Annotated in this window: 22 protein-coding genes; 9 read left to right on the top strand and 13 right to left on the bottom strand. The window is 58.7% G+C overall.

Going from position 1 to position 22781, the window contains the following annotated elements; translation table 11 throughout:
• Positions 1-124: 124 nt before the first annotated feature.
• The 4 genes from tuf to MN186_RS15550 form a co-directional block, all read right to left on the bottom strand.
• Positions 125-1300: an elongation factor Tu gene (gene tuf / locus MN186_RS15565; RefSeq protein ID WP_242113894.1), complete on the bottom strand. Its 1176-nt coding sequence runs from the start codon at positions 1298-1300 to the stop codon at positions 125-127.
• 170 nt (positions 1301-1470) lie between these two features.
• Positions 1471-2601 (bottom strand): M48 family metallopeptidase, encoded by a 1131-nt coding sequence (locus MN186_RS15560; protein WP_242115283.1) that lies wholly within the window; start codon positions 2599-2601, stop codon positions 1471-1473.
• Positions 2598-3773, bottom strand: a complete 1176-nt coding sequence (locus MN186_RS15555; RefSeq protein WP_242115282.1) for a DUF898 domain-containing protein — start codon at positions 3771-3773, stop codon at positions 2598-2600. The genes MN186_RS15560 and MN186_RS15555 overlap by 4 nt, the downstream gene beginning before the upstream one ends.
• Positions 3774-3775: 2 nt before the next feature.
• Positions 3776-6109 (bottom strand): DNA topoisomerase IV subunit A, encoded by a 2334-nt coding sequence (locus MN186_RS15550; RefSeq protein WP_242115281.1) that lies wholly within the window; start codon positions 6107-6109, stop codon positions 3776-3778.
• A gap of 239 nt (positions 6110-6348) precedes the next feature.
• Here MN186_RS15550 and MN186_RS15545 point away from each other — a divergent pair, with 239 nt between their 5' ends.
• The 6 genes from MN186_RS15545 to MN186_RS15520 all read left to right on the top strand — a co-directional run bounded on the left by MN186_RS15545 (position 6349) and on the right by MN186_RS15520 (position 10585).
• Positions 6349-6915, top strand: a complete 567-nt coding sequence (locus MN186_RS15545; RefSeq protein WP_242115280.1) for an SH3 domain-containing protein — start codon at positions 6349-6351, stop codon at positions 6913-6915.
• Positions 6916-7006: 91 nt separating this feature from the next.
• Positions 7007-7855, top strand: a complete 849-nt coding sequence (locus MN186_RS15540) for an SDR family NAD(P)-dependent oxidoreductase (protein WP_242115279.1) — start codon at positions 7007-7009, stop codon at positions 7853-7855.
• 75 nt (positions 7856-7930) lie between these two features.
• The gene (locus tag MN186_RS15535) at positions 7931-8137 is read left to right on the top strand and encodes a twin transmembrane helix small protein (RefSeq protein WP_242115278.1); all 207 of its coding nucleotides are present in this window, start codon (positions 7931-7933) and stop codon (positions 8135-8137) included.
• Positions 8137-8709: a cob(I)yrinic acid a,c-diamide adenosyltransferase gene (locus tag MN186_RS15530; RefSeq protein ID WP_242115277.1), complete on the top strand. Its 573-nt coding sequence runs from the start codon at positions 8137-8139 to the stop codon at positions 8707-8709. Before MN186_RS15535 ends, MN186_RS15530 begins: the two co-directional genes overlap by 1 nt.
• A gap of 191 nt (positions 8710-8900) precedes the next feature.
• Positions 8901-9659: an electron transfer flavoprotein subunit beta/FixA family protein gene (locus MN186_RS15525; protein ID WP_242115276.1), complete on the top strand. Its 759-nt coding sequence runs from the start codon at positions 8901-8903 to the stop codon at positions 9657-9659.
• Entirely contained in the window at positions 9659-10585 is a 927-nt protein-coding gene (locus tag MN186_RS15520; protein WP_242115275.1) for an electron transfer flavoprotein subunit alpha/FixB family protein, read from the top strand. The genes MN186_RS15525 and MN186_RS15520 overlap by 1 nt, the downstream gene beginning before the upstream one ends.
• Before the next feature lie 65 nt (positions 10586-10650).
• On the opposite strand, the gene MN186_RS15515 is transcribed toward MN186_RS15520, so the two are convergent.
• On the bottom strand, positions 10651-11478 hold the full coding sequence (locus tag MN186_RS15515; protein WP_242115274.1) for a DUF6473 family protein: 828 nt from the start codon (positions 11476-11478) through the stop codon (positions 10651-10653).
• Positions 11479-11638: 160 nt separating this feature from the next.
• Between MN186_RS15515 and MN186_RS15510 the strand changes: the two genes are divergently transcribed.
• Entirely contained in the window at positions 11639-12514 is an 876-nt protein-coding gene (locus MN186_RS15510) for a 3-hydroxybutyryl-CoA dehydrogenase (RefSeq protein ID WP_242115273.1), read from the top strand.
• On the opposite strand, the gene MN186_RS15505 is transcribed toward MN186_RS15510, so the two are convergent.
• The 7 genes from MN186_RS15505 to MN186_RS15475 all read right to left on the bottom strand — a co-directional run bounded on the left by MN186_RS15505 (position 12511) and on the right by MN186_RS15475 (position 18014).
• A complete protein-coding gene (locus tag MN186_RS15505) occupies positions 12511-13377 on the bottom strand; it encodes a lysophospholipid acyltransferase family protein (protein ID WP_242115293.1) in 867 nt (288 codons plus the stop codon). The two genes, MN186_RS15510 and MN186_RS15505, sit on opposite strands and share 4 nt — an antisense overlap.
• Positions 13378-13445: 68 nt before the next feature.
• Positions 13446-13718, bottom strand: coding sequence for an HPr family phosphocarrier protein (locus MN186_RS15500; protein WP_242115272.1), 273 nt, complete (start codon positions 13716-13718; stop codon positions 13446-13448).
• A gap of 3 nt (positions 13719-13721) precedes the next feature.
• On the bottom strand, positions 13722-14117 hold the full coding sequence (locus MN186_RS15495) for a PTS sugar transporter subunit IIA (protein ID WP_242115271.1): 396 nt from the start codon (positions 14115-14117) through the stop codon (positions 13722-13724).
• Between the two features lie 5 nt (positions 14118-14122).
• Positions 14123-15031, bottom strand: coding sequence for an RNase adapter RapZ (gene rapZ / locus MN186_RS15490; protein WP_242115270.1), 909 nt, complete (start codon positions 15029-15031; stop codon positions 14123-14125).
• Positions 15032-15040: 9 nt separating this feature from the next.
• On the bottom strand, positions 15041-15490 hold the full coding sequence (locus MN186_RS15485) for an HPr kinase/phosphorylase (RefSeq protein ID WP_242115269.1): 450 nt from the start codon (positions 15488-15490) through the stop codon (positions 15041-15043).
• Entirely contained in the window at positions 15487-17289 is a 1803-nt protein-coding gene (locus MN186_RS15480; RefSeq protein ID WP_242115268.1) for a sensor histidine kinase, read from the bottom strand. The genes MN186_RS15485 and MN186_RS15480 overlap by 4 nt, the downstream gene beginning before the upstream one ends.
• 20 nt (positions 17290-17309) lie before the next feature.
• Positions 17310-18014, bottom strand: coding sequence for a response regulator transcription factor (locus MN186_RS15475; protein ID WP_242115267.1), 705 nt, complete (start codon positions 18012-18014; stop codon positions 17310-17312).
• A gap of 358 nt (positions 18015-18372) precedes the next feature.
• On the opposite strand from MN186_RS15475, the gene MN186_RS15470 reads away from it, so the two are divergent.
• Positions 18373-19971, top strand: a complete 1599-nt coding sequence (locus tag MN186_RS15470; RefSeq protein ID WP_242115266.1) for a phosphoenolpyruvate carboxykinase — start codon at positions 18373-18375, stop codon at positions 19969-19971.
• Between the two features lie 84 nt (positions 19972-20055).
• On the opposite strand, the gene MN186_RS15465 is transcribed toward MN186_RS15470, so the two are convergent.
• Positions 20056-20823, bottom strand: coding sequence for a sulfite exporter TauE/SafE family protein (locus MN186_RS15465; protein WP_242115265.1), 768 nt, complete (start codon positions 20821-20823; stop codon positions 20056-20058).
• A 201-nt stretch (positions 20824-21024) separates the two neighbouring features.
• On the opposite strand from MN186_RS15465, the gene MN186_RS15460 reads away from it, so the two are divergent.
• Positions 21025-22674 carry an acyl-CoA dehydrogenase family protein gene (locus tag MN186_RS15460; RefSeq protein ID WP_242115264.1) on the top strand — a complete coding sequence of 550 codons (1650 nt, stop codon included), beginning with the start codon at positions 21025-21027 and terminating at the stop codon, positions 22672-22674.
• Positions 22675-22781: the final 107 nt, after the last annotated feature.

Here is a 22781-nt window from a genome sequence, read left to right as displayed (position 1 = left end):
CCAACAACAAAAAGGCCGCCCGTTGGGCGGCCTTTCCGTTTTCTCGCTGTTAGGCTCTCGGCGGATTAGGCGTTGCCGCCAAATCGCCTGTCGCCCAGGTCAAATTCCCGGAGGGAATTTAACCTCAAGCGATGATCTTCGACACAACGCCCGAACCAACGGTGCGGCCACCTTCGCGGATGGCGAAGCGCAGGCCGTCTTCCATCGCGATCGGGGCGATCAGTTCAACGCCGAACTTCAGGTTGTCGCCCGGCATCACCATCTCGGTGCCTTCAGGCAGCTCAACCGTGCCGGTCACGTCGGTGGTCCGGAAGTAGAACTGAGGACGGTAGTTCGCGAAGAACGGCGTGTGACGGCCACCCTCTTCCTTGGTCAGGATATAGACCTCGGCTTCGAACTTCGTGTGCGGGTTCACCGAGCCCGGCTTACACAGAACCTGCCCGCGCTCGACCTTCTCACGATCAATACCGCGCAGCAGAACGCCGACGTTGTCGCCAGCTTCACCGCGATCAAGCAGCTTGCGGAACATCTCAACGCCCGTGCAGGTCGTCTTCTGCGTGTCCTTCAGGCCGACGATTTCGATCTCGTCGCCAACGTTCACAACGCCACGCTCAACACGACCGGTCACAACCGTGCCGCGGCCCGAGATCGAGAACACGTCTTCGATCGGCAAGAGGAACGCACCGTCAACCGGGCGCGCCGGGGTCGGGATGAAGTCGTCAACAGCCGCCATCAGTTCGCGGATCTTGTCTTCGCCGATATTCGCGTCGCGACCTTCCAGTGCAGCCAAAGCCGAACCAGCAATGATCGGAATGTCATCACCCGGATAGTCGTATTCGGTCAGAAGTTCGCGGATTTCCATCTCGACCAGCTCAAGCAGCTCTTCGTCGTCAACCTGGTCAACCTTGTTCATGAACACGACCATGGTCGGGATGCCAACCTGGCGGCCCAACAAAATGTGCTCGCGCGTCTGCGGCATCGGGCCGTCAGCAGCGTTCACAACCAGGATCGCGCCGTCCATCTGCGCCGCACCGGTGATCATGTTCTTCACATAGTCAGCGTGGCCGGGGCAGTCGACGTGCGCATAGTGGCGCGTGTCGGTTTCATATTCCACGTGCGCGGTCGAGATCGTGATCCCACGCGCCTTCTCTTCCGGCGCACCGTCAATCGCGTCATATGCCTGGAAATCACCAAAATACTTCGTGATCGCCGCCGTCAGCGTCGTCTTGCCGTGGTCAACGTGCCCAATCGTGCCAATGTTGACGTGCGGTTTGGAGCGTTCAAACTTTTCCTTAGCCATGTGCCATAAGCCTTGTATCTGATGGGGTTCCGCCGAACCCGGATTCATTATCGCGCGCTCACTACTCGGTCGCGCGGGGAAAATCAAGACTTCCCTCACGCCGAACGATGCGAAAGCTTCGATTGTTTGATTTGCGCATCCAGACAGGTCGCAAAGGTGCGCATGCGCCCTTATTCTCCGCCCCCCTCATCGTCGCAGACCGTTTGCAAGGACTCCCACTGGTCATCGTCCAGTATCGCGCCATAGTCCCGCCCGTCGACCACCGCCGCCTGCGCCGCTGCGATCCGTTTCGCCATCTTCGGATGAGACATGAAATGCGCGACAATACCATCCGCATCACCGTGTTCTTCCAGCAGCCGCTCAAACATCGCGCCCAAAGCCGCTGGCGACACGTCGGCGCGGTCCAGCATGGCGTGTGCATAAACATCCGCTGTCGCCTCGGCGGTTTGACTGTAGGACGCGTTGATCAACTGGTTCGCCAGAAACAGCGCAATCGTGCCGCCCGCAAAATCGCCAAACAGCAGGCCCAGAACTCCAAGCGACCCGGCCGACCGCAAGGCGTCGCGGGTCGGGTCGCGGTTGACGACATGGCCGATTTCATGGGCCAGCACGGCTGCGATCTCTTCCGCGTTTTCCGCTTGGTCGATCAGCCCGCGAAAAAAAACGATGCGACCGCCGGGCAAGGCAAAGGCGTTGATCATATCGTGGTCAAGCACATGGATTCGCACGTCATAGGGCAGGTCCGGGGTGGGGTTCAGGCGATCATACATCGCCCGCATCGCCGCATTACCCTGCCGCCCCTCGCAAATCGGGACGCCAAGCAGGCCGGTTTCGTCCAGCGCCACACGGATTTGTTCAAAGGTCACGTCACCCAGCGCCTTTTCGCCCTCGGCAGGCAACATCACCGCAAGCTGCGCGGCCATCACCGGTACCAGCAGAAAGATGATCACCGCCACCGACGCAACAGCCCCGCCAGCCCAGACAAAAAGCCGGGACAGAGGCATCACGCGGTCACGCTTGGACAGCCTCGGTGCCCGCGCGCGGATCTGCGTTTGCAAATCAGCATCGCGCAGATACAGGCGCCCGACCCGGTCCCCGACCCGGCCAAGCACCAACACGGTGCTGTCTGCCTGATCAGGCAGCCGACGCAGATCGGCCCAGTGCCACAGCGCAGGGCGACCATCAGGCAGCATCAACTGCACCCCATCAGGCGTAATGCGTACGCCAACGCGGGTCAGAACCGCACGATCACCCGCGACCAAATCGGCAAATGTCTCGGTCTGTGCCGCCGCCCCGGTCATATCGCTGCCCCCACATCCAGAGCCTCGGCAAAGCCTTCGGCCTCGGCGAACTCGTCCCGGTCGCGCTGAGCGATCTGGTGCAGGTCTTCGGCATTCAGGATTCGGGTCGTTTCGGCAAAATGCGCGGCGATGGGCAGGGTGATCCACGCATGGGCCATAGCGCGATAACCAAGGAAAATCGCGAAATAGGCGAAGATCAGAAGGGGCGCAGCGGCCGCCAACATGGCTTCGAACTGTTCAAAATTTGCCAGATCGGGGCCGACACTGCCAAGAATAATTGTGGCAGGGACCATCATGAACAGCGCAAAACCGCTGAACACTAAATTGATCAGAAACCAGCCCAGCGCATAGATCCCCACCACCGTCCACGCGCTTGGGTCCGCGCGAAACCGCATCGGGCCAAGTTCTTTTTCTTCGGTCATGCGCTTGAAACTGTCGGCCCGCCAATAAGCCAAGCCATAAACGAACCATGGCCCGGTCAGCATGATCATTGCAAACCATGCAGGATTGCTGGACCAGACCCCCGTCGCCAGCACCACAGCAGACAGGCCCAGCGGGTAATAGATATGCTTCATTGACCCGAACAACAGCCCACGCCGCCCGCCCTGCACGAAAATCTGGTCGCCGTAATAGGTGTGGCTAACCTTGTATTTCTCAAGCCAGAGCGTGGTCAGCGGCCACAGCAGTCCAATTGTTGCAATGGCCAAAAGCCAATGCAACATTGCCCGCCACGCATAGCCCCACGCGCCGGGCTCTAGCCCGAACCGAATGCCCCGCCAACGGGTGCGGGCCAGGATGTATCGCCGCGCGCGATATTGCGCAAAGAAGATGATGGGCGCCAATCCTGCAAAGCTCAGCACATAAGCCGCGACGTTTCCGTTCAGCAGCGCGAAGCTGAAATACATCAGGATCAGGTTCACCACCCCGATGTAGAACGCCAGAAACACCACCGCGACCAGAAAGCCCAACAGTTTCTCAAGCGGTTCCCCGGCGTACTCCAAGGGGATACCACCGGGTCGAATGGCGCTCCAATAATACCTGCGCAGACGAGTTTTGGCCCAGAACCGATAGATGCCAAGGGTCAGAACGGTCAGAATACCAGTCTTAAGCGCCAGCCCAAAGATTGGACCTTTACGGCCAGAATAAGTGATATTCAGTCTGGCCGGCGGCATTGTCACTGAAACTTGTTGTCGCGGGGAAAACCGTGGGGCGGTGCTTTGCCGACACCTGCGCGTTTGCCCAACCAAGGGGTCATATCAGGCTCGGTCCGGGTGCGGTCGCCGGTGGCGGGCCAGGACAGGCCGGTGTCCATATCAAACGTCTTGGCATCGGACAGCCCGCCATCCAGTTCAAGCACACCCTGCTTGCCCCGCGCGCTTTGGTATTTCTGAAGCCGGACACCTTTGCCGCGTGTCATCTCGTTGATCTCGGCCACCGGGAACACCAGAAGTTTTCGGTTTTCCGAAACGATTGCCACGTGATCGCCTTCGACCGGCTTGCAGATCCGCGCACGTGCATCGCCCACGTTCAGCACCTGCTTGCCGTTCTTTGTCTGCGCCAACACGTCGTCTTCATTCACCACAAACCCATTGCCCGCGGTCGAGGCCACAAGCAAACGCCGGCCCGGCTGGTGGATGAAAAGGTCCACGATCTCGGCCTCGTTGGGCAGATCGACCATCAGGCGCAAGGGCTCACCCATACCGCGACCGCCCGGCAAGGCGGCGGCGGACAGGGTGAAGAACTTGCCGTTCGAATCAAATACCAGCAGCTTGTCTGTGGTTTCGGCATGGAAGACGAAGCGGGGCGCGTCGCCGTCGCGGAACTTCAGCTCGCGCGACAAGTCGATATGGCCCGACATGGCGCGAATCCAGCCCATTTGCGAACAGACCACGGTGATCGGCTCTTTCTCGATCATCGCTTCCAGCGGCACGTCTTCGACCTCACCGGCTTCGGCGAATTGGGTGCGTCGGGCGCCACCTTCGTAGTTTTTGCCAAACAGCTTCTTGGTTTCTTTCAACTGGTCGGAAATCCGCGCCCATTGCAGGTCTTCGCTGTCCAACAAATCTTCAAGCCCGGCGCGTTCTTCCATCAAGGCGTCACGTTCGCGGACAAGCTCGATTTCTTCAAGACGACGCAAGCTGCGCAGACGCATGTTAAGGATCGCATCGACCTGCACTTCGGACAACTCACCTTCGCCGGGCCCCGGGCTGACATAATCGGACTCGTTCATCGCGCGGGGGTGGTCGACACTCCAATCCTCGCGCATCAGGGCGGGCTTGGGATCGTCGTCGTAGCGGATGATGTCGATCACGCGATCAAGGTTCAGGAACGCAACGATAAAGCCTTCCAACACCTCAAGCCGATGGTCGATCTTTTCCATCCGGTGGGCGGAACGGCGCAGAAGCACGTCGCGGCGATGATCAAGAAAAGCGCGCAGCACTTCCTTCATCGAACACACCTTGGGCGTCACCCCGTCGATCAGCACGTTCATATTCAGGCTGAACCGCGTCTCAAGGTCCGAGTTGCGGAACATGAGATTCATCAAAAGCTCGGCATCCACATTCTTGGTTTTCGGCTCCAGCACGATGCGAATGTCATCGGCGCTTTCGTCGCGAATGTCGCCAAGAATTGGAACCTTCTTGGTCTGGATCAACTCGGCAATTTTCTCGATCAGCTTGGATTTCTGAACCTGATAGGGGATTTCGGTCACGACGATCTGCCACTGTCCGCGACCCAGATCCTCGACCGCCCACTTGCAACGCAGGCGGAACGATCCGCGGCCGGTGCGGTAAGCCTGCGCGATGTTTTCGCGCGGCTCGACGATCACGCCGCCGGTCGGAAAATCCGGACCCGGCACATAGTTCAAAAGCGTATCGTCGCGCGCATCGGGCACCTTGATCAGATGCAGACAGGCGTCGATCAGTTCCGCGATGTTGTGCGGCGGAATATTGGTCGCCATGCCGACCGCAATGCCCGACGAACCGTTCGCTAACAGATTCGGAAATTCGGCGGGCAACACCACGGGTTCAGTCAGTCGACCGTCATAGTTATCGCGAAAATCGACCGCGTTTTCATCCAGCCCTTGCAACATGGCTTCGGCAACGAAGGTCATTCGCGCTTCGGTGTATCGGCTGGCGGCGGGGTTATCCCCGTCGATATTGCCGAAGTTGCCCTGCCCGTCGACCAGCGGATAACGCACTGCGAAATCCTGCGCCAAACGCGCCATCGCGTCATAGATTGCGGCGTCCCCGTGGGGGTGGAAATCCCCCATCGTATCACCGGAAATCTTGGCCGATTTCAGGAACTTACCGCCCGACGCCAGTTTCAGCCGCGACATCGCATACAAAATCCGACGGTGAACCGGCTTCAGCCCATCACGTGCATCAGGCAAGGCGCGGTGCATGATGGTCGACAGCGCATAGGTCAGATAACGATCACCGATGGCGCGGCGAAGCGGCTCGGACATGGAAAGGGACTTCATGTTGCTGTCATCGGTCAAATCGGTCATAGATGCTGTGTATAGAGTGCCGTGAACAGGGTAAAGCTGCTGCGGGAACGGAACACCAACTTTCCCCGGATTTTTTACAGATATTGGTGTATGCTGTTTACATCGAAAAGACGATAATCGGATTGGAGCATTCGGAAGCAGAAGGGGCTTTGGGAACCTGTCCGGGATTTAAGCGTTAGTGAATTGAACAGAAGGCCATCAAGGTCTCGTTAAATGTATATAGTTCAGGGGGAATTATTATGGGGATACTTAAAATCAGCCTACTCACAGTGGGCGTTCTAGGTGTCTCGATGCTGTATTTCGGGCGTGACACCGATCTGCCCGTCGACCGCATCGGACAGGAACCTGCAATCGCGCCGGAAACGATCGTGCCTGTATCGGCATCGCCTGACATACCAGCAGGTGAAATGATCGCTACCGCAAACGCGGCGCCTGCACCACTGGCAACCGTACCGACATCAGTGCGGCTGACCGTTATACCGGTCACACCCGACGACACCGCAACACCGCAATCCCCCGCCGAGCGGGCCGAGGAAGCCGCGCGCCAGATGGCCGCGAGCGTAAACACAACCGCGCCCGCTCCAGCAACCTTACTAACCACCGTACAAGACACGCTTTTCGTCAGCGGCAGCACCGTCAACATGCGCGCAGGTCCCTCGACCCAGCATGACGTCGTCGCAAAGCTGACCCGCGGCACCGAGGTTATCGACATGGGGCCAGCGGGCGGCGGGTGGAGCCAGATCAAGGTCGCCGACACCGGCACGCGCGGCTTCATGGCCACGCGCTTTCTTGTGCCTGAACTGTGATCCTGCGCGCGGAAAGGGTCGACCCCTTTTCTGGTTGACCCTGGCCAGTTCACCGGCGTTAGTGTCGCCCACGCGATCACAGGACCAGTATATGACGAAGAACAGCGCCGATACCGGCAAATCTATCCTGATTACCGGCTGTTCATCAGGCATTGGATATGACGCGGCCAAAACGCTGAATGATCGTGGATGGCGTGTCTTTGCGACTTGCCGAAAACAGGCCGATTGTGATCGCCTTCGTGAAGATGGGTTGGAGAGCTTCACCCTGGATCACGCAGATCAAGCCAGCATGGAAGCCGCCTTGGCTGAAGTGTTGGATCGCACAGGCGGCACACTGGACGCCCTGTTCAACAACGGAGCCTTCGCGATTCCCGGCGCGGTCGAGGATTTACCGACAGACGCGCTGCGCACGATTTTTGAAACCAACCTGTTCGGCTATCACCACCTGACACGGCTGGTCATTCCGGTGATGCGCGCGCAAGGCCACGGGCGGATTATCAATAATTCGTCCGTTCTGGGCATGGCGGCTTTGCCGTGGCGCGGCGCCTATGTGGCCACCAAATTCGCACTTGAGGGGCTGACCGATACGTTGCGGCTGGAAATGCGTGCCACGCCCATCAAAATTATCACGATCCAGCCTGGGCCGATCACCAGCCGCATCCGCCAGAACTCAATCCCTCATTTCGAACGCTGGATAGACAGGGAAAACAGCGCCCGCGCAGGGCTTTACCGGAAATTACAGGGCCGATTGTATGACGACAGCGGCACGCCCGACCGGTTCGAACTGCCCCCCTCGGCTGTGACCAAGCGGCTGATCCACGCGCTTGAAAGCCCCAATCCCAAGCCGCGCTATTACATCACGACCGCCACGCGGATCGCCGGTATCGCGCGCAGGCTTCTGTCAACCCGCATGAGCGACCGACTGACGCCCAACGGCTAGCCCGGGGCGATTGCCCCTCGCCATCAGTGGCGTTCAAGGGTATTCAAGCGCAATAGATTGAACCAAGGAAACAGCATGTTCGACGATCCGCTTTTTGTTCTGGTTGTTGTCGCCGTCGGTGCGGTTCTCATCATCCTTCTGATGGGCATCGGCACGTTCGGCGTCGGCGGCGAGACATCGCGCAAACATTCGAATCGCTTCATGCGATATCGGATTTATGCGCAAGCCATTGCGATCGCTCTGATCTTGCTGTTTGTCTGGCTACGAGGAGGAAACGGCTGATGGTTGTTCTTAACAAAATTTACACACGAACCGGTGACGCGGGCGAAACCGCGCTGGGCGACGGGTCGCGCGTCCCCAAGCATTCAGCCCGAGTTGATGCTTATGGCACGGTCGACGAAACCAACGCCACCATCGGCCTTGTGCGCCTTCATGCAGATGGCGACATGGATCAAGCGCTGGCGCGGATCCAGAACGACCTGTTTGATCTGGGCGCGGACCTGTGCCGCCCCGAGATGGCGAAAGATGCCGACGCCGAATATCCGCCGCTGCGTATGGCGCAGGGTCAGGTTGACCGGCTTGAATCCGAAATCGACGCGATGAACAAGGCGCTGGAACCTCTGCGCAGTTTTATCCTGCCCGGTGGGTCCGCGCTGGCCGCCTATCTGCATCTGACACGGACCGTAAGTCGCCGCGCCGAACGGATGGCGACGGAACTGGCCGCCGTCGAGGACGTGAACCCGGCCGCCGTCAAATACCTGAACCGCCTGTCGGACTGGTGTTTCGTGGCCGCGCGCGTATCCAATGATGACGGAAAAGCGGATGTTCTTTGGGTGCCGGGCGCGAACCGGTAAGTCGCGCGCCTTGCCAAGCATGTTGCGGGCATGGAAACATTCTCGCAATAAATCACCCGCAAAAAACAAAAAACGCGGCGTCGAAAAGACGAGGCGTGACGATTTTTCGCTGTTTTCAGCGGCCCCGACCCGGTAAACGGGTGTGGAACTAAGACCGCCCCATCCGGGGCATAATTGGGAGAGACACGCCAATGAAGGTGCTTGTGCCTGTGAAGCGCGTGATCGACTATAACGTGAAGGTTCGTGTAAAAGCGGACGGTTCCGGTGTCGATCTTGCAAACGTAAAAATGTCGATGAACCCCTTCGACGAGATTGCCGTGGAAGAGGCCATTCGCCTGAAAGAAGCTGGCAAGGCGGATGAAGTCGTCGTCGTATCCATCGGCGTTAAGCAAAGCCAGGAAACGCTGCGTACCGCGCTGGCGATGGGCGCAGATCGTGCCATTCTGGTGGTGGCCGCTGACGATGTTCATAACGATATCGAACCGCTGGCCGTCGCGAAAATCCTGGCGAAGGTTGTTGAAGAAGAACAGCCCGACCTGGTTCTGGCCGGCAAGCAAGCCATCGATAATGACATGAACGCCACTGGCCAAATGCTGTCGGCCCTGCTGGGGTGGTCGCAAGGCACGTTCGCCTCTGAGCTGGACATTGACGGCGACAAGGCCGTTGTCACCCGCGAAGTGGATGGCGGTCTGCAAACCATCAAGGTCGCGATGCCCAGCATCGTCACCGTCGACCTTCGCTTGAACGAGCCGCGCTATGCCTCGCTTCCCAACATCATGAAGGCGAAGAAAAAGCCGCTGGACGAAAAAACTGCCGCCGATTACGGCGTCGACGTCACGCCACGTCTTGAGATCGTTTCGACTGCCGAACCTGCCGCGCGTGCCGCCGGTATCATCGTGGGGTCGGTCGACGAGCTGGTAGAGAAACTTAAAGAAGCGGGGGCTGTATAATGGCTGTTCTTCTTCTCGCAGAAGTCAACAATGGCGAACTGGCGATGGATGCCACCGCCAAGGCTGTCACCGCCGCGAAAGCTTTGGGTGATGTGACCGTTCTGGCCGCAGGCGCATCAGCCGCCGCAGCCGGGGAAGCCGCCGCAAAGATTGATGGTGTGTCGAAGGTGCTAGTCGCCGAAGATGCCACTCTGGGCCATCGCCTTGCGGAATCGACCGCCGCGCTGATCGTTTCGCTGGCAGGTGACTATGAACACATCGTCGCCCCTGCCACCACCGACGCCAAGAACGTCATGCCCCGCGTGGCCGCGTTGCTGGATGTTATGGTGATCTCGGACGCATCCGGCGTGGTCGATGCAGACACGTTTGAACGCCCGATCTATGCTGGCAACGCAGTGCAGACTGTCAAATCCTCGGACGCCAAGAAGGTTGTGACCTTCCGCACATCGACCTTCGATGCAGCGGGTGAAGGCGGCTCGGCACCGGTCGAAACCGTGTCAGCTGCGGCTGATCCGGGCCTGTCGGAATGGGTCGAAGACAAGGTCGCGGAAAGCGACCGGCCCGAGCTTACCTCGGCCGGTGTTGTCGTGTCCGGTGGTCGTGGCGTGGGGTCTGAAGACGACTTCGCCCTGATCGAAAAACTGGCCGACAAGCTGGGCGCCGCCGTTGGCGCGTCGCGCGCGGCAGTCGATTCGGGCTATGCCCCGAACGATTGGCAGGTGGGACAGACCGGCAAGGTCGTCGCCCCTGATCTTTACATCGCCGTCGGTATTTCAGGCGCCATTCAGCACTTGGCTGGTATGAAGGACTCGAAGATCATCGTGGCGATCAACAAGGACGAAGAAGCACCGATCTTCCAGGTCGCTGATTTTGGTCTGGTTGCCGATCTGTTTGACGCTGTTCCGGCATTGACCGAAAAGCTCTGACCCATCCAAACAAACCAAACAAAGGCCTGCCCCACCTGGCGGGCCTTTGCTGATTCAACACCCAGTCACAACAGTCGATAAATGGCACCACTCAGGGCGCGGCTGGCCTTTTGATGCGCGATGGTGCCAAGCATGTCACGCGTCGCCGGATGTTCCATATCGGGACAAACCAAGCGTTCGCGCCCCACGGATTGCTCCTGCAAGGTTGGCACAACCTCAATCAACGCTCGCACGAAGGGCGTGATTTGTTGCATCATCTTGCCCGTGACGAATAGCGGGTCCGAGCCGTGAATCCCAGCTGCTGCACCATCCTGTATCCGGTGATCCGCCAACCATAACAGCACAATATCGCCATCCAGCTTCGAAATCAGAAGCTTCATTCGCGCCACCCAAGCGGTCCGCAACTCATCAACGACCCCTTCAAATCGCTCTGCCGACTGGTTCTGCAATACGGATAGAAGATGCCGGGTAAAGTTGAACTGCGTGAAGTCTACATCTGGATACAGGTCTTTCAGCAACGCCGAGGCCCGCACAAACCTGTCGTTTCTTCGCGGATGCACAGCATAGAAGCGGTTGGACATGTTTTGCGCGCCGGGCACCTGAAGCACGGTGACACGGGCGGCGTTGGCAAGGGCCAGCAATCCCGAATCGTGCACGAACGCATCAACGCCGATATTCGGACAACCGAAATTCACCGCCTGCATCCCAAGCTCTAACTGCAACAAGTCGGGATAGGGATGCTGGACATATTTGCCATATGTTTCGGTCCCGCCCAGCACGGCAATATAGGGCGCTGTCAGTGTTTTTCGGGGCCCACGGAACAAGAATTTCGAGGTGCCATATCTGCAAGGTTGATAATTCAGGGCCCCCTTGCCCAGGGTGTCATAAGCCATCGCATCCGTTCCGTTAAAACACTGCCAAGACAATGATTCTCACAATTCCCTTGCCAATTGGCTAACCCTCAAATGCAGCTAATTTTCTTAAGCTGTGCTTAACCCTTGCACCGGTGCCGCAGCGCCGCATACTCTGTCGCAAGATAAAGAAAGGGACGAAATGAGCATCGAGACGATTGGCGTCGTGGGCGCCGGGCAGATGGGCAACGGCATCGCGCATGTAATGGCACTGGCAGGATACCATGTGCGACTGAACGATATCAGTCAGGACAGTCTGGATGCTGCCATGGCCCGCATTGCAAAGAACATGGAACGGCAAGTCGCACGTGACGCCATCACCGCCGATGATCGCGACGCGGCGATGGGTCGGATTTCGACCACGATGCAGTTGCCCGATATTGGCGAAACCGATTTGATCATCGAAGCGGCAACCGAAAACGAGGCGCTGAAGAAAAAGATCTTCGACGGCCTTTTGCCCCACCTGAAGCCTGATACCATTCTGACCTCGAACACCTCGTCCATCTCGATTACGCGGCTGGCCAGCGGCACGGATCGCCCCGAGCGGTTCATGGGGTTTCACTTCATGAACCCAGTGCCTGTGATGCAACTGGTCGAACTGATCCGCGGTATCGCGACGGACGAACCGACCTTCAAAGCCTGCCACGAGGTCGTCGAACGTCTTGGCAAGACCGCCGCCAGCGCCGAGGACTTCCCCGCCTTCATCGTCAACCGCATCCTGATGCCGATGATCAACGAGGCGGTTTACACACTCTACGAAGGGGTTGGGTCCGTCAAAAGCATCGACACATCGCTGAAACTGGGCGCCAACCATCCAATGGGGCCGCTTGAACTGGCTGACTTCATCGGGCTGGACACCTGCCTTGCGATCATGAACGTGCTGCATGACGGCCTGGCGGATACGAAATACCGCCCCTGCCCTTTGCTGACCAAATATGTCGAAGCGGGCTGGCTGGGTCGTAAATCGAAGCGCGGATTTTATGACTATCGCGGTGAGGAGCCTGTGCCGACGCGCTAGGTCCGTCCGTTTTCACCCAGCGCCAGCGTATGCGCCCTGAGCCATGTCATGAAACCGCGCGGGTTAGTGTGCAACTTCTCCATCTGCTCATCGCTCAAAGCTTCGCCGACAATTGGTTTCTGCGGCCGGTTACAGCTTCGCACGATCTCGTGCAGCAAAAGGGCCTGCCGCATCGTCGCCGACAAGCGGTTGGCCATTTGATACCAGCGCGAATTCGCACCGGGAAAGAAAATCGGTACGACTTTCGCGCCTGAACGACGGATCAGTTGGGCGGTAAAGACGTTCCATTCCCGCTCGATCGCGGGGCCGGTCAGGCTGTCAGATGACGCGACCACGCCCGACGGAAATAGGGTAACAAGCCCCCCCGCCTTCAAATGCGTCATGGTCTGCGCGCGCATCTGAACCATCTTGGTCTGCGCGTCGGGGTCATGGGGAAACGGCACCGGGATCATGTAAGACGATGCCACCTGATCCAGCCCATCCAGAACCGAGCGGCTGAGGATGCGATAATCCTGTCGCCGCCGCCCGATCAGTTCGGCCAGAACCATGCCATCGACCAACCCGTGGGGGTGGTTGGCCACCACGATCACAGGGCCATCGGGTGGGATATTGTTCAACTGTGCCTTGGGCGTGTCGACGCGGATGCCCATCACATCCAGACACGCGCCCCAGAACGCCTGCCCCTTTGGCGCGCCGCGCCGTTCCAGCTTGCGCACCATTCGCAGGATCGAAATCTTGCCTGTCAGCCATTCAACCACGCGAATGACCAACGATTGCACCGGATTGTTCAGCGAGTTGGCATAGGTCAGACTGCGGCGGTCATAATGGTCATGGGACAAGTCATCCTGTCCCCTATCGGCCATGTCGCGGTCGACGTTGTTCACTACATCCTGTCCCATTCTCACCACACGACCTCATCAAACCGCGCACGTTACATGCCTTCGCCGAATTTGCTGGCGACAAGGTCGCTCAGGGCGTTCATCAACTCAGCCGCCTGCGGGCCAGATGTCTCGACCTGGATCGTCGTGCCTTGCGACGCGGCCAGCATCAGCAACCCCATGATCGAATCCCCCTCGGCATCAATGCCATCCTTCGAGACGCGCGCCATGGCGTCATGGTTTTCGACAGTATCAACAAATTTTGCGGATGCACGTGCATGCAGCCCTTTGACATTTTTGATCTCAAGCTCACGACTGGTGCTCATGCATTACAACTCCTGTATACCATCGATACAGTCGATGTATTTTCGCCCAGCCGCAAGCGCCTTGCGCGTCGACATGTCAACCGGAAGGTGCCGGGTCTTGGCAAGCTTGACCAGCATTGGCAGGTTGGCACCATAAAGAATTTTGCGCTTGGGCTTTGCGCAAGCCGGCAGCGACAGGTTCGCAGGCGAGCCGCCAAACATATCAACCACAACGACGACACCGTTGCCTTGATCGACCGCGTCCGCGGCTTCCGAGATTTCGGCCCGCTTGTCATCCCGGTCACAATCCGCCGCGGTCGAAATAGCGCGCACACCTTCTTGCGGGCCGACGACATGTTCGACCGCAGCCAGATATTCCCTCGCAAGCCCGCCATGCGCGACGATCACGATGCCGATCACGCTCGTTACCTCGATTGCTTCGACGCCTGCCCCGCTTCGGCCCGGCGTTCCAGTTCCCTATGTCTAATTGACACCTGCCAGCCCTTGTGTGCAAGCGTCTTTGCCAACCTTTCCGTAAGGGTAACCGAGCGGTGTTGCCCTCCGGTGCATCCAAACCCGATCGCAAGATGGGATTTGCCTTCATCGCCATAGGCGGGGATCAGGAAATCAACCAATTCCGCGACGCGGGTAAAGAATTCATCAAACCTGTCGTCTTGCGCGACATAGTCGGCAACCGCTTGGGCGCGGCCATCCAAGGACCGCAATGCAGGTTCCCAATGGGGATTACGCAAAAATCGAGCGTCCAAAACCATGTCCAGCCCCCGCGGCACGCCGCGTTTGTAAGAAAACGAATGGACCGACACAGCCAGGTTTTCCGCACCCGACTGCGACAGCCAGCGCATCAGTTCTTCTTTCAGGTCATGCGGCGACAGCTCGGACGTGTCGATCAGAACATCGGCCCGCCCGCGCACGGGTTGCAGCAACTCGATCTCACGCGTGATCCCATGATCGGGCGTTTCGGCAGGCGCCAAGGGATGCCGCCGTCGCGTTTCCGAATACCGGCGGATCAACACATCGCGCGAGCAATCCAGATACAACACATCAACATCGTGACTATCGTCTTCGCGCAAATCCTCGATCACCTGCAACATCATCTCGGTCGAGAAGTCGCGGTTGCGCACATCCACGCCCAACGCCAGCGGATGATCCAACGCAGGCCCGCCCAGCACCCGACCAATCAGCGACAGGGGCAGGTTGTCGATGACCTCGTATCCGATATCCTCAAGCACACGAATGGCAGTCGTCCGCCCGGCGCCCGAAGGCCCGGTGACCAGAACAAGCTTCTGCCCGGTGTTGTTTTGTTCATCCGTCATCACTGTTGCCTATGTGGTGTCAGAATACCTGCCATGGTGAAGCAGGTTATAGATAGCACTAGGGAAATAGGCCGCATCAACCCGTAAAACAAGGTCGATGTCGCATCCGGCAACGGTTGTGAGCCTCCGTGATCGCGGGTGACGGGCGACTTCGTCCTTGGACATGTCAACGACAAGTTGAAGCGTGGCCGTTTGCATCCAAGGGACGTGTATCAGGCCCACGCCGCGCGCCTCGATCACACCTTGCAATCTGTCGGGGGCATGGACCGTCACCACGTCACCTTCTACCGATACGCGCGTCAGATCATCAGCCACCAGCCGGGCACCAAGCCCGATCAGTTGCAGCGCCAACGAGGATTTTCCAGACCCTGACGGGCCAACAATTAACGCGCCCGCATCACCAACCGCGACCGAGGTCGCATGGAACCGCTCCGCACCCTGCTGGCTGCCCCCCGTCACACCGGCAAACCAACCACAAACCGCGCTCCCAACGGGTCCGAGGTTACATCGGCATCGGTGGGCCGGATGTTCTCGGCCCAGATCACACCGCCATGCGCCTCGACGATCTGTTTTGAAATCGCCAGCCCCAAGCCCGAGTTGTTGCCAAACTGTTTTTCGGGACGTTCGGAATAAAAGCGTTTGAAAATATTGCTCAAAGCCTGTTCGGGAATGCCCGGCCCGGTATCTTCGATCACCACCAGAACGCGGTTTTCACGCCGGCGGACCCAGACACGGATGGCATCGCCTTCGTCGCAGAAGCTAAGCGCATTGGTGATCAGATTGACGAAAACCTGCGCCAGCCGCGCCTCAAGCCCGCGAATGACGATGGGATCAGGGGGCATGTCGGTGATGAACTCAACCCCTTTGTCCCGCCCCTCGTTGCCCAAATAGTCGGACAGGTTGCGCAGCATTTTCAGAAGGTCGAAAGCTTCTTCTTCCTCCTTCACCAATTCGCTGTCCAATCGCGACGCATTCGAGATATCGCTGACCAGCCGATCCAGACGGCGCACATCATGCTCGATGACTTCCAGAAGCTTTGTCCGCTGTTCATCCTTGCGTGCAACCCGCAGCGTGCCAATGGCGGACCGCAGACTGGCTAACGGGTTCTTGATTTCATGCGCCACATCGGCTGCAAATTGTTCGTTTGAATCGATCCGGTCATAAAGCGCAGCCACCATGCCTCTTAGTGCGCCGGACAGGCGTCCGATTTCATCGGGGCGAGCCGTCAGATCAGGAATGCGCACGCGCCCGGTTCGCACGCTGTTGGTGTCTTTGTCGCGCCCCAATTCGGCGGCGGTGGCTAGGTCTGCCAGTGGGTTTGCAATGGTCGACGCCAGAACAAGGCTCAGGCCAATTGACACAAGGATCGCAATGACGAACATCTGCAACAACTGCTCGCGTTCAGCCCGGACAAGCTGGTCCAGCTCGCCCGCTGCACTGGTGATTGCGACCACCCCCGCAGGCCGTCCGTCTTGCAGGATCGGCGTGGCCACGGAAAACACCGTTCCGCCGTTTTCATCGACCCCGTTGGACACCCGCGTCTTTCCTTTCATGGCACCCGGATACAAGGTGCGTGCCATGACCTCGGGATCCAGCGGCAGATTTTGCCCCGCGCCCTTCGCGACGATACCTGATACGGCCTCCCATACCGAATTCAGAAGGTCGGTGATGACGGTCGATCCAACACCGCGCCGAAGCTCGTCTGTGGGGTCAGGCTCAGTTTGCGGCACCCCGACCGAACGCGCAATCAGCCCGTCGTTTGCATCAAAGACAAAGACTTCAAGGCCAACGGGCAGTTGCAAATCCATCAGCGTTTCGGAAAAATCGGGCTCTACCGCTTGGGCGGGAACAATCGGCTTGGGATTATCATCCGTACTGGCAGTTGGCGCGTTACCCGCACCTCCGGCCGCTTCAGGCTGTTCGGTCGCCGCCTGAATATCACTTGCTTGCTCTAACTGGGCCTCAAACACATCGGCGATCAGTTCCGCCTCGACGACCAATCCACGCTCTCGCTGAATCAAAAGGCTGTCGCGGAAAGGGTTTAGATACAGAACACCAGCAACCAAAACCACCAACCCAAGCAGGTTGAAGGTTATGATCTTGCGGGCCAGAGGCGAGCGGTTGATCGAGATCAGGTTGCGCTGCGCCCGCGTGGCGCGCATTTCGTGATCCATCTCGCCGGTTGGCGAAACCCAGTCTTCCCCTAGAACCAGATCGCCTTCGGATGCGGTCTTGGTGTCCTTCACCCTTTTCACCATATTCTCAGGCGCACCCGGCGCTATTCCTCGTTATACCGATACCCGATACCATAAAGCGTTTCGATTGCCGAAAACTCATCATCCGCCGTCCGCATCTTCTTGCGCAGGCGTTTGATATGGCTGTCGATCGTGCGGTCATCCACATAGACCTGATCGTCATAGGCCACGTCCATCAACTGATCGCGGCTTTTGACAAAACCGGGGCGCTGCGCCAGTGCCTGAAGCAGCAGAAACTCGGTCACGGTCAGTGACACGTCCTTGCCCTTCCACGACACCGCGTGGCGCAAGGGGTCCATCGTCAGATCACCGCGCACCAGCGATTTGCTTTCCTCCACATCGCCCGCGTCGTCGCGCGCGATCACCTCTTGCCGGCGCAGCAGCGCGCGGATGCGTTCGACCAAAAGGCGCTGGCTGAATGGCTTGGTCACGTAATCATCCGCGCCCATACGAAGGCCCAGCACCTCGTCGATTTCATCATCCTTCGAGGTCAGGAAAATCACCGGCATCGTGCTGGTTTTCTGGCGCACACGTTGCAACAGATCCATCCCGTCCATTCGGGGCATCTTGATGTCCAGAACCGCCATATCGGGCAATCGCAGCATAAACGCGTCATACGCGCTTTGACCATCGTTATAGGTTTCCACTTCGAAGCCTTCGGCTTCCAGGGTCATTGCAACGGACGTAAGGATGTTTCTGTCATCATCCACCAGAGCGATTCTTGACATTGTGTCTCCTTGCGCTGCTTGTTTCGGCAAATTTCCGGCATTGTCCTGTTTTAAGCCATGCGAATCAACAACGAACTGCGAATTGCGCGTCCTGACGTTAACAGCGGCAACGTTTCGCACCGAAAGTTGGCGAAATTACGGCAGGTTGGCGCAACCGGCTGCGCAACATGATTGCGCAAACAGACGCTTGGTTGCGCTAACTGCGTTAAAGCGGCCTGTTCCATCTGAAAGGCACCATGCTATAGCGCGACTATCGGCCCTCGTTCACATGAGGGTTGGCGCGCGCGGTGGGTGCCGCGCGCTCGCATGTGAAACCAAAACACGCCGGACGCAGACGGACCGGCGACTGGAGCATAAAATGACCACTGGACGGGTGAACCCAGAACGCCGCTTGGAAGATCAAGGCATCAAGGGGCTGGGCAATGTCTATTACAACCTGATGGAGCCTGCTCTGATCGAGGCCGCGCTTGCGCGGGGCGAAGGGGCGCTGGGTCAAGGCGGTGCGTTTCTGGTATCGACCGGCAAACACACGGGCCGGTCCCCCAAGGACAAGTTTGTCGTCAAAACCCCGAATGTCGAGCCGCATATCTGGTGGGAAAACAACCCGCCGATGGACCCTGCAAAATTCGATGTTCTGTATGAAGACATGCTGGAACACATGAAGGGTGGCGACTACTATGTTCAGGATCTGTTCGGCGGCGCCGACCCCGCATACCGACTGGACGTGCGCCTGATAACGGAATTGGCCTGGCATAGCCTGTTCAATCGTCACATGCTGCGCCGCCCCGACCGTGATGAACTGGACGAGTTCGAGCCCGAATTCACCGTCATCAACTGCCCGACCTTCAAAGCCGACGCCGAACGTCACGGCTGCCGGTCGGAAACGGTCATCGCATTGAACTTCGACCGCAAGATTATCCTGATCGGCGGCACCGAATATGCGGGCGAGAATAAGAAATCCGTGTTCACCTTGCTGAACTATATCCTGCCGGGAAAAGGCGTGATGCCGATGCACTGCTCGGCCAACCACGCCAAGGGCAACCCCGTCGACACCGCGATCTTCTTCGGCCTGTCCGGCACCGGCAAAACCACTCTGTCCGCCGATCCTGATCGCACGCTGATTGGCGATGACGAACACGGCTGGTCGGACACAGGCACCTTCAACTTCGAAGGTGGCTGCTATGCCAAGACCATCAACCTGTCTGCCGAAGCCGAGCCCGAAATCTACGCCACGACCACCAAGTTTGCGACCGTGATCGAAAACATGGTCTATGACGAAGAAACCAAAGCTCTGGATTTCGAGGATGACAGCCTGACCGCCAACATGCGCTGCGCCTATCCGCTGCATTATATCGCGAACGCGTCGAAATCGGCCATTGGTGGGCACCCAAAGAATATCATCATGCTGACCTGCGATGCGTTCGGCGTGCTGCCCCCCATCGCGCGGCTGACACCTGCGCAAGCGATGTATCACTTCCTGTCCGGCTTCACGTCCAAAGTCGCCGGCACCGAGAAGGGCGTGACCGAGCCGGAACCCACATTCTCGACCTGTTTCGGCGCACCCTTCATGCCGCGCCGCCCGGCCGAATATGGCGCGCTTCTACGTGACAAGATCGCCAAGCACGGTGCGACGTGCTGGTTGGTCAATACCGGCTGGACCGGCGGCGCCTATGGCACCGGGTCACGCATGCCGATCCGCGCCACGCGCGCCCTGTTGACCGCAGCACTGGACGGATCGCTTGCGAAGTCCGAGTTCCGCAAAGACGACAATTTCGGCTTCGAAGTGCCCATCACGGTCGAAGGCGTGCCGGATCTTCTGCTGGTCCCCCGCCGCACATGGCATGACGCAGACGCCTATGACGCTCAAGCGCAAAAACTGGTCGATATGTTCTCAGAAAACTTCGTGCAGTATGAAAGCGATATTGATGACGATGTGAAGGCCGTGGCACTCGGCTGACACCGGTAAAACAGATTGAAAACGCCTCGGCCTCGTGCCGAGGCGTTTTTGCATGGCCTCTACGAAAAACGCCAACAGCCGCCGCTAACCCACCAGCCCCTTGCGGATCAGGTTCAGCCCGGCAACTGTCAATACGATCAGTGTCATGCGTTTGAACGTGGCTTGCGGCATCTGGTCGTGCACCAGCCCACCCAGAACCATCCCCGCCAACGACGGTACCAGCATCGCAACGGATAACGGGATCGTCTGCGCGTTCAGCACGCCGGATTTCAAATGCGCCAGAAACAGCGCAGCCGCCCCCAGCCCGTAAATGACCCCCTGCACGCGCATTTGTTCCGTCTTGGGCGTGTTGATCGCGGTCAGATAGGCAATGGTGGGCGGTCCCCAGACACCCGACATGCCCCCGGTCATCCCAGCAAAAGCACCGATCAGGCTTTCGTCCCGAACGCGGTTCTTTTGCTTCAACTGCGGGTTCCACGCACTCAGCTGCAGCAGGCAGAACGCCACGACAGGCAGACCGATGATGATGAACAGCAGCTCTTGCGACAACACGCTGACCAACTGGGCACTGATCACCAGGAAAATCAGCAGGGCGATCAGGAAAACGCGGAATTTCGCGACCGCCTCCCACGCGGCATGCACGCCGTGGCGAAATGCCTGATAGCCGTTCGTGACCACGGTCGGCACGATCAACGCGGCCAGCGCCACATCGGCAGGCAGCACCGTCGCCAGCCCCGAGATCATGATCAGCGGCATTCCAAAACCCACCGCCCCTTTCACGAACCCTGCAAACAAAGCGACCGAAACGATCAGCAGCAGCGCGATCTGCGGAAGCTCAGTTACTATTCCCACGGGCTTTCCCCTTGCGTCGCATCCTGTTACCCCGTTCTAACGAAGCGGCGCGGCGGCTGCACCATCAAATCGCTGCGTCACATTTGTTCGCTCACGGTTGTTTTTGTGTATTTTTATTGCGCTGCGCGTGCAAAGTGATTATCTCTCTGCAGGTGCATAATGCCTTACCGAATCCCGGCCACACCGTGACAGGAGACAGCGATGACAACCCCCCTGATCGACAATCTTTTGACCGTGACCGCAGACGCGCTGCCTCCGGTTGATACCGTGTTTACCGCTGCCAAATCGGCGGTCCGGGACATGGTTATTGACGGCGAAAAGATCTCGGCGGCGAAGCTCGAAGACCATCAGGCCGCCGCCCATGCCCTGTCTTGGTTTGCCACCTATGCTGAAAGCCTGCGTCAGATGCACGCCTGGGCCAAAGGTCTGAACGACGCCGGCAAACTGGGCGAGATGGAGCAATTGATCCTGCAAATCGCCTTCGGCGAATACCTGACCCAGATCAGGGGCGGCATCATGATGAGCCAGAACGAATTTGCCCGCCTGTCCGATATGGACGTGGATGGGGCCGCACTGGATACCGACGCTGTCAACACCCTGATCGCTGGTGGCAACACCCAAGCCGCCCGCACAAGGTTGGTGGACCTGATGCGCGACAACGCGGGACATGCCACTTTCGGCGCATCCGGCCTTGATGACGAGCTTGAGATGATCCGCACCCAATTCCGTCGCTATGCCGATGACCGCGTTGCCCCGCACGCGCATGACTGGCATCTGAAGGATGACTATATCCCGATGGAAATTCTGGAAGAGCTGGCCGAAATGGGCGTTTTCGGCCTGACCATCCCCGAAGAATACGGCGGGTTGGGGCTGTCCAAGGCCTCAATGGTGGTGGTGTCCGAAGAGCTCAGCCGTGGCTATATCGGTGTCGGCTCGCTGGGCACCCGATCGGAAATCGCGGCCGAGTTGATTTTGGCGGGCGGAACCGACGCACAGAAGGATCATTGGCTGCCCAAGATCGCGTCCGCCGAGATCCTGCCGACCGCCGTGTTCACCGAACCCAACACCGGATCTGACCTTGGCAGCCTGCGTACCCGCGCGGTCAAGACCGCCAATGGGGATTACGAGGTGACGGGCAACAAGACCTGGATCACCCACGCCGCGCGAACCCATGTCATGACGCTTCTGGCGCGCACTGATCCCGCATCCACCGACCACCGCGGCCTGTCGATGTTTCTGGCCGAAAAACAACCCGGCGATGATGACAATCCCTTCCCCACCGAAGGCATGACCGGCGGCGAGATCGAGGTGCTGGGCTATCGCGGCATGAAGGAATTCGAACTGGGGTTCGACAGCTTCAAGATCAAAGGCGAAAACCTATTGGGGGGCGAAGAAGGTCAAGGCTTCAAACAACTGATGAAAACGTTCGAGGCCGCCCGCATCCAAACCGCCGCACGTGCCATCGGTGTGGCCCAGAATGCGCTGGAAATCGGGATGCAATATGCCGAAGACCGCAAGCAATTCGGCAAGTCGCTAATCAATTTCCCGCGCGTTGCCAACAAACTGGCGATGATGGCGGTGGAAATCATGGTCGCGCGGCAACTGACCTATTATTCGGCTTGGGAAAAGGACAACGACCAACGTTGCGACCTTGAAGCAGGCATGGCGAAACTGTTGGGCGCGCGCGTCGCCTGGGCCTGCGCAGACAACGCGCTGCAAATTCACGGCGGCAACGGCTTCGCGCTGGAATACCAGATCAGCCGCGTGTTGTGTGATGCACGTATCCTGAACATCTTTGAAGGAGCGGCCGAGATTCAGGCGCAGGTCATCGCCCGCCGTCTTCTGGGCTAAGTCGCGCGACGGGGTGACGTCGCGGCAATGACCCGCTCACTCGGCACAATTACACAGGATGCCCTTGCACATGCTTCACGCTCAACCCAAAGGTTAGACAGCCTCCC

This window comes from Aliiroseovarius sediminis, assembly GCF_022678485.1.
GTDB lineage: Bacteria > Pseudomonadota > Alphaproteobacteria > Rhodobacterales > Rhodobacteraceae > Aliiroseovarius > Aliiroseovarius sediminis.
This window is presented reverse-complemented; position numbering and strand designations above follow the sequence as displayed.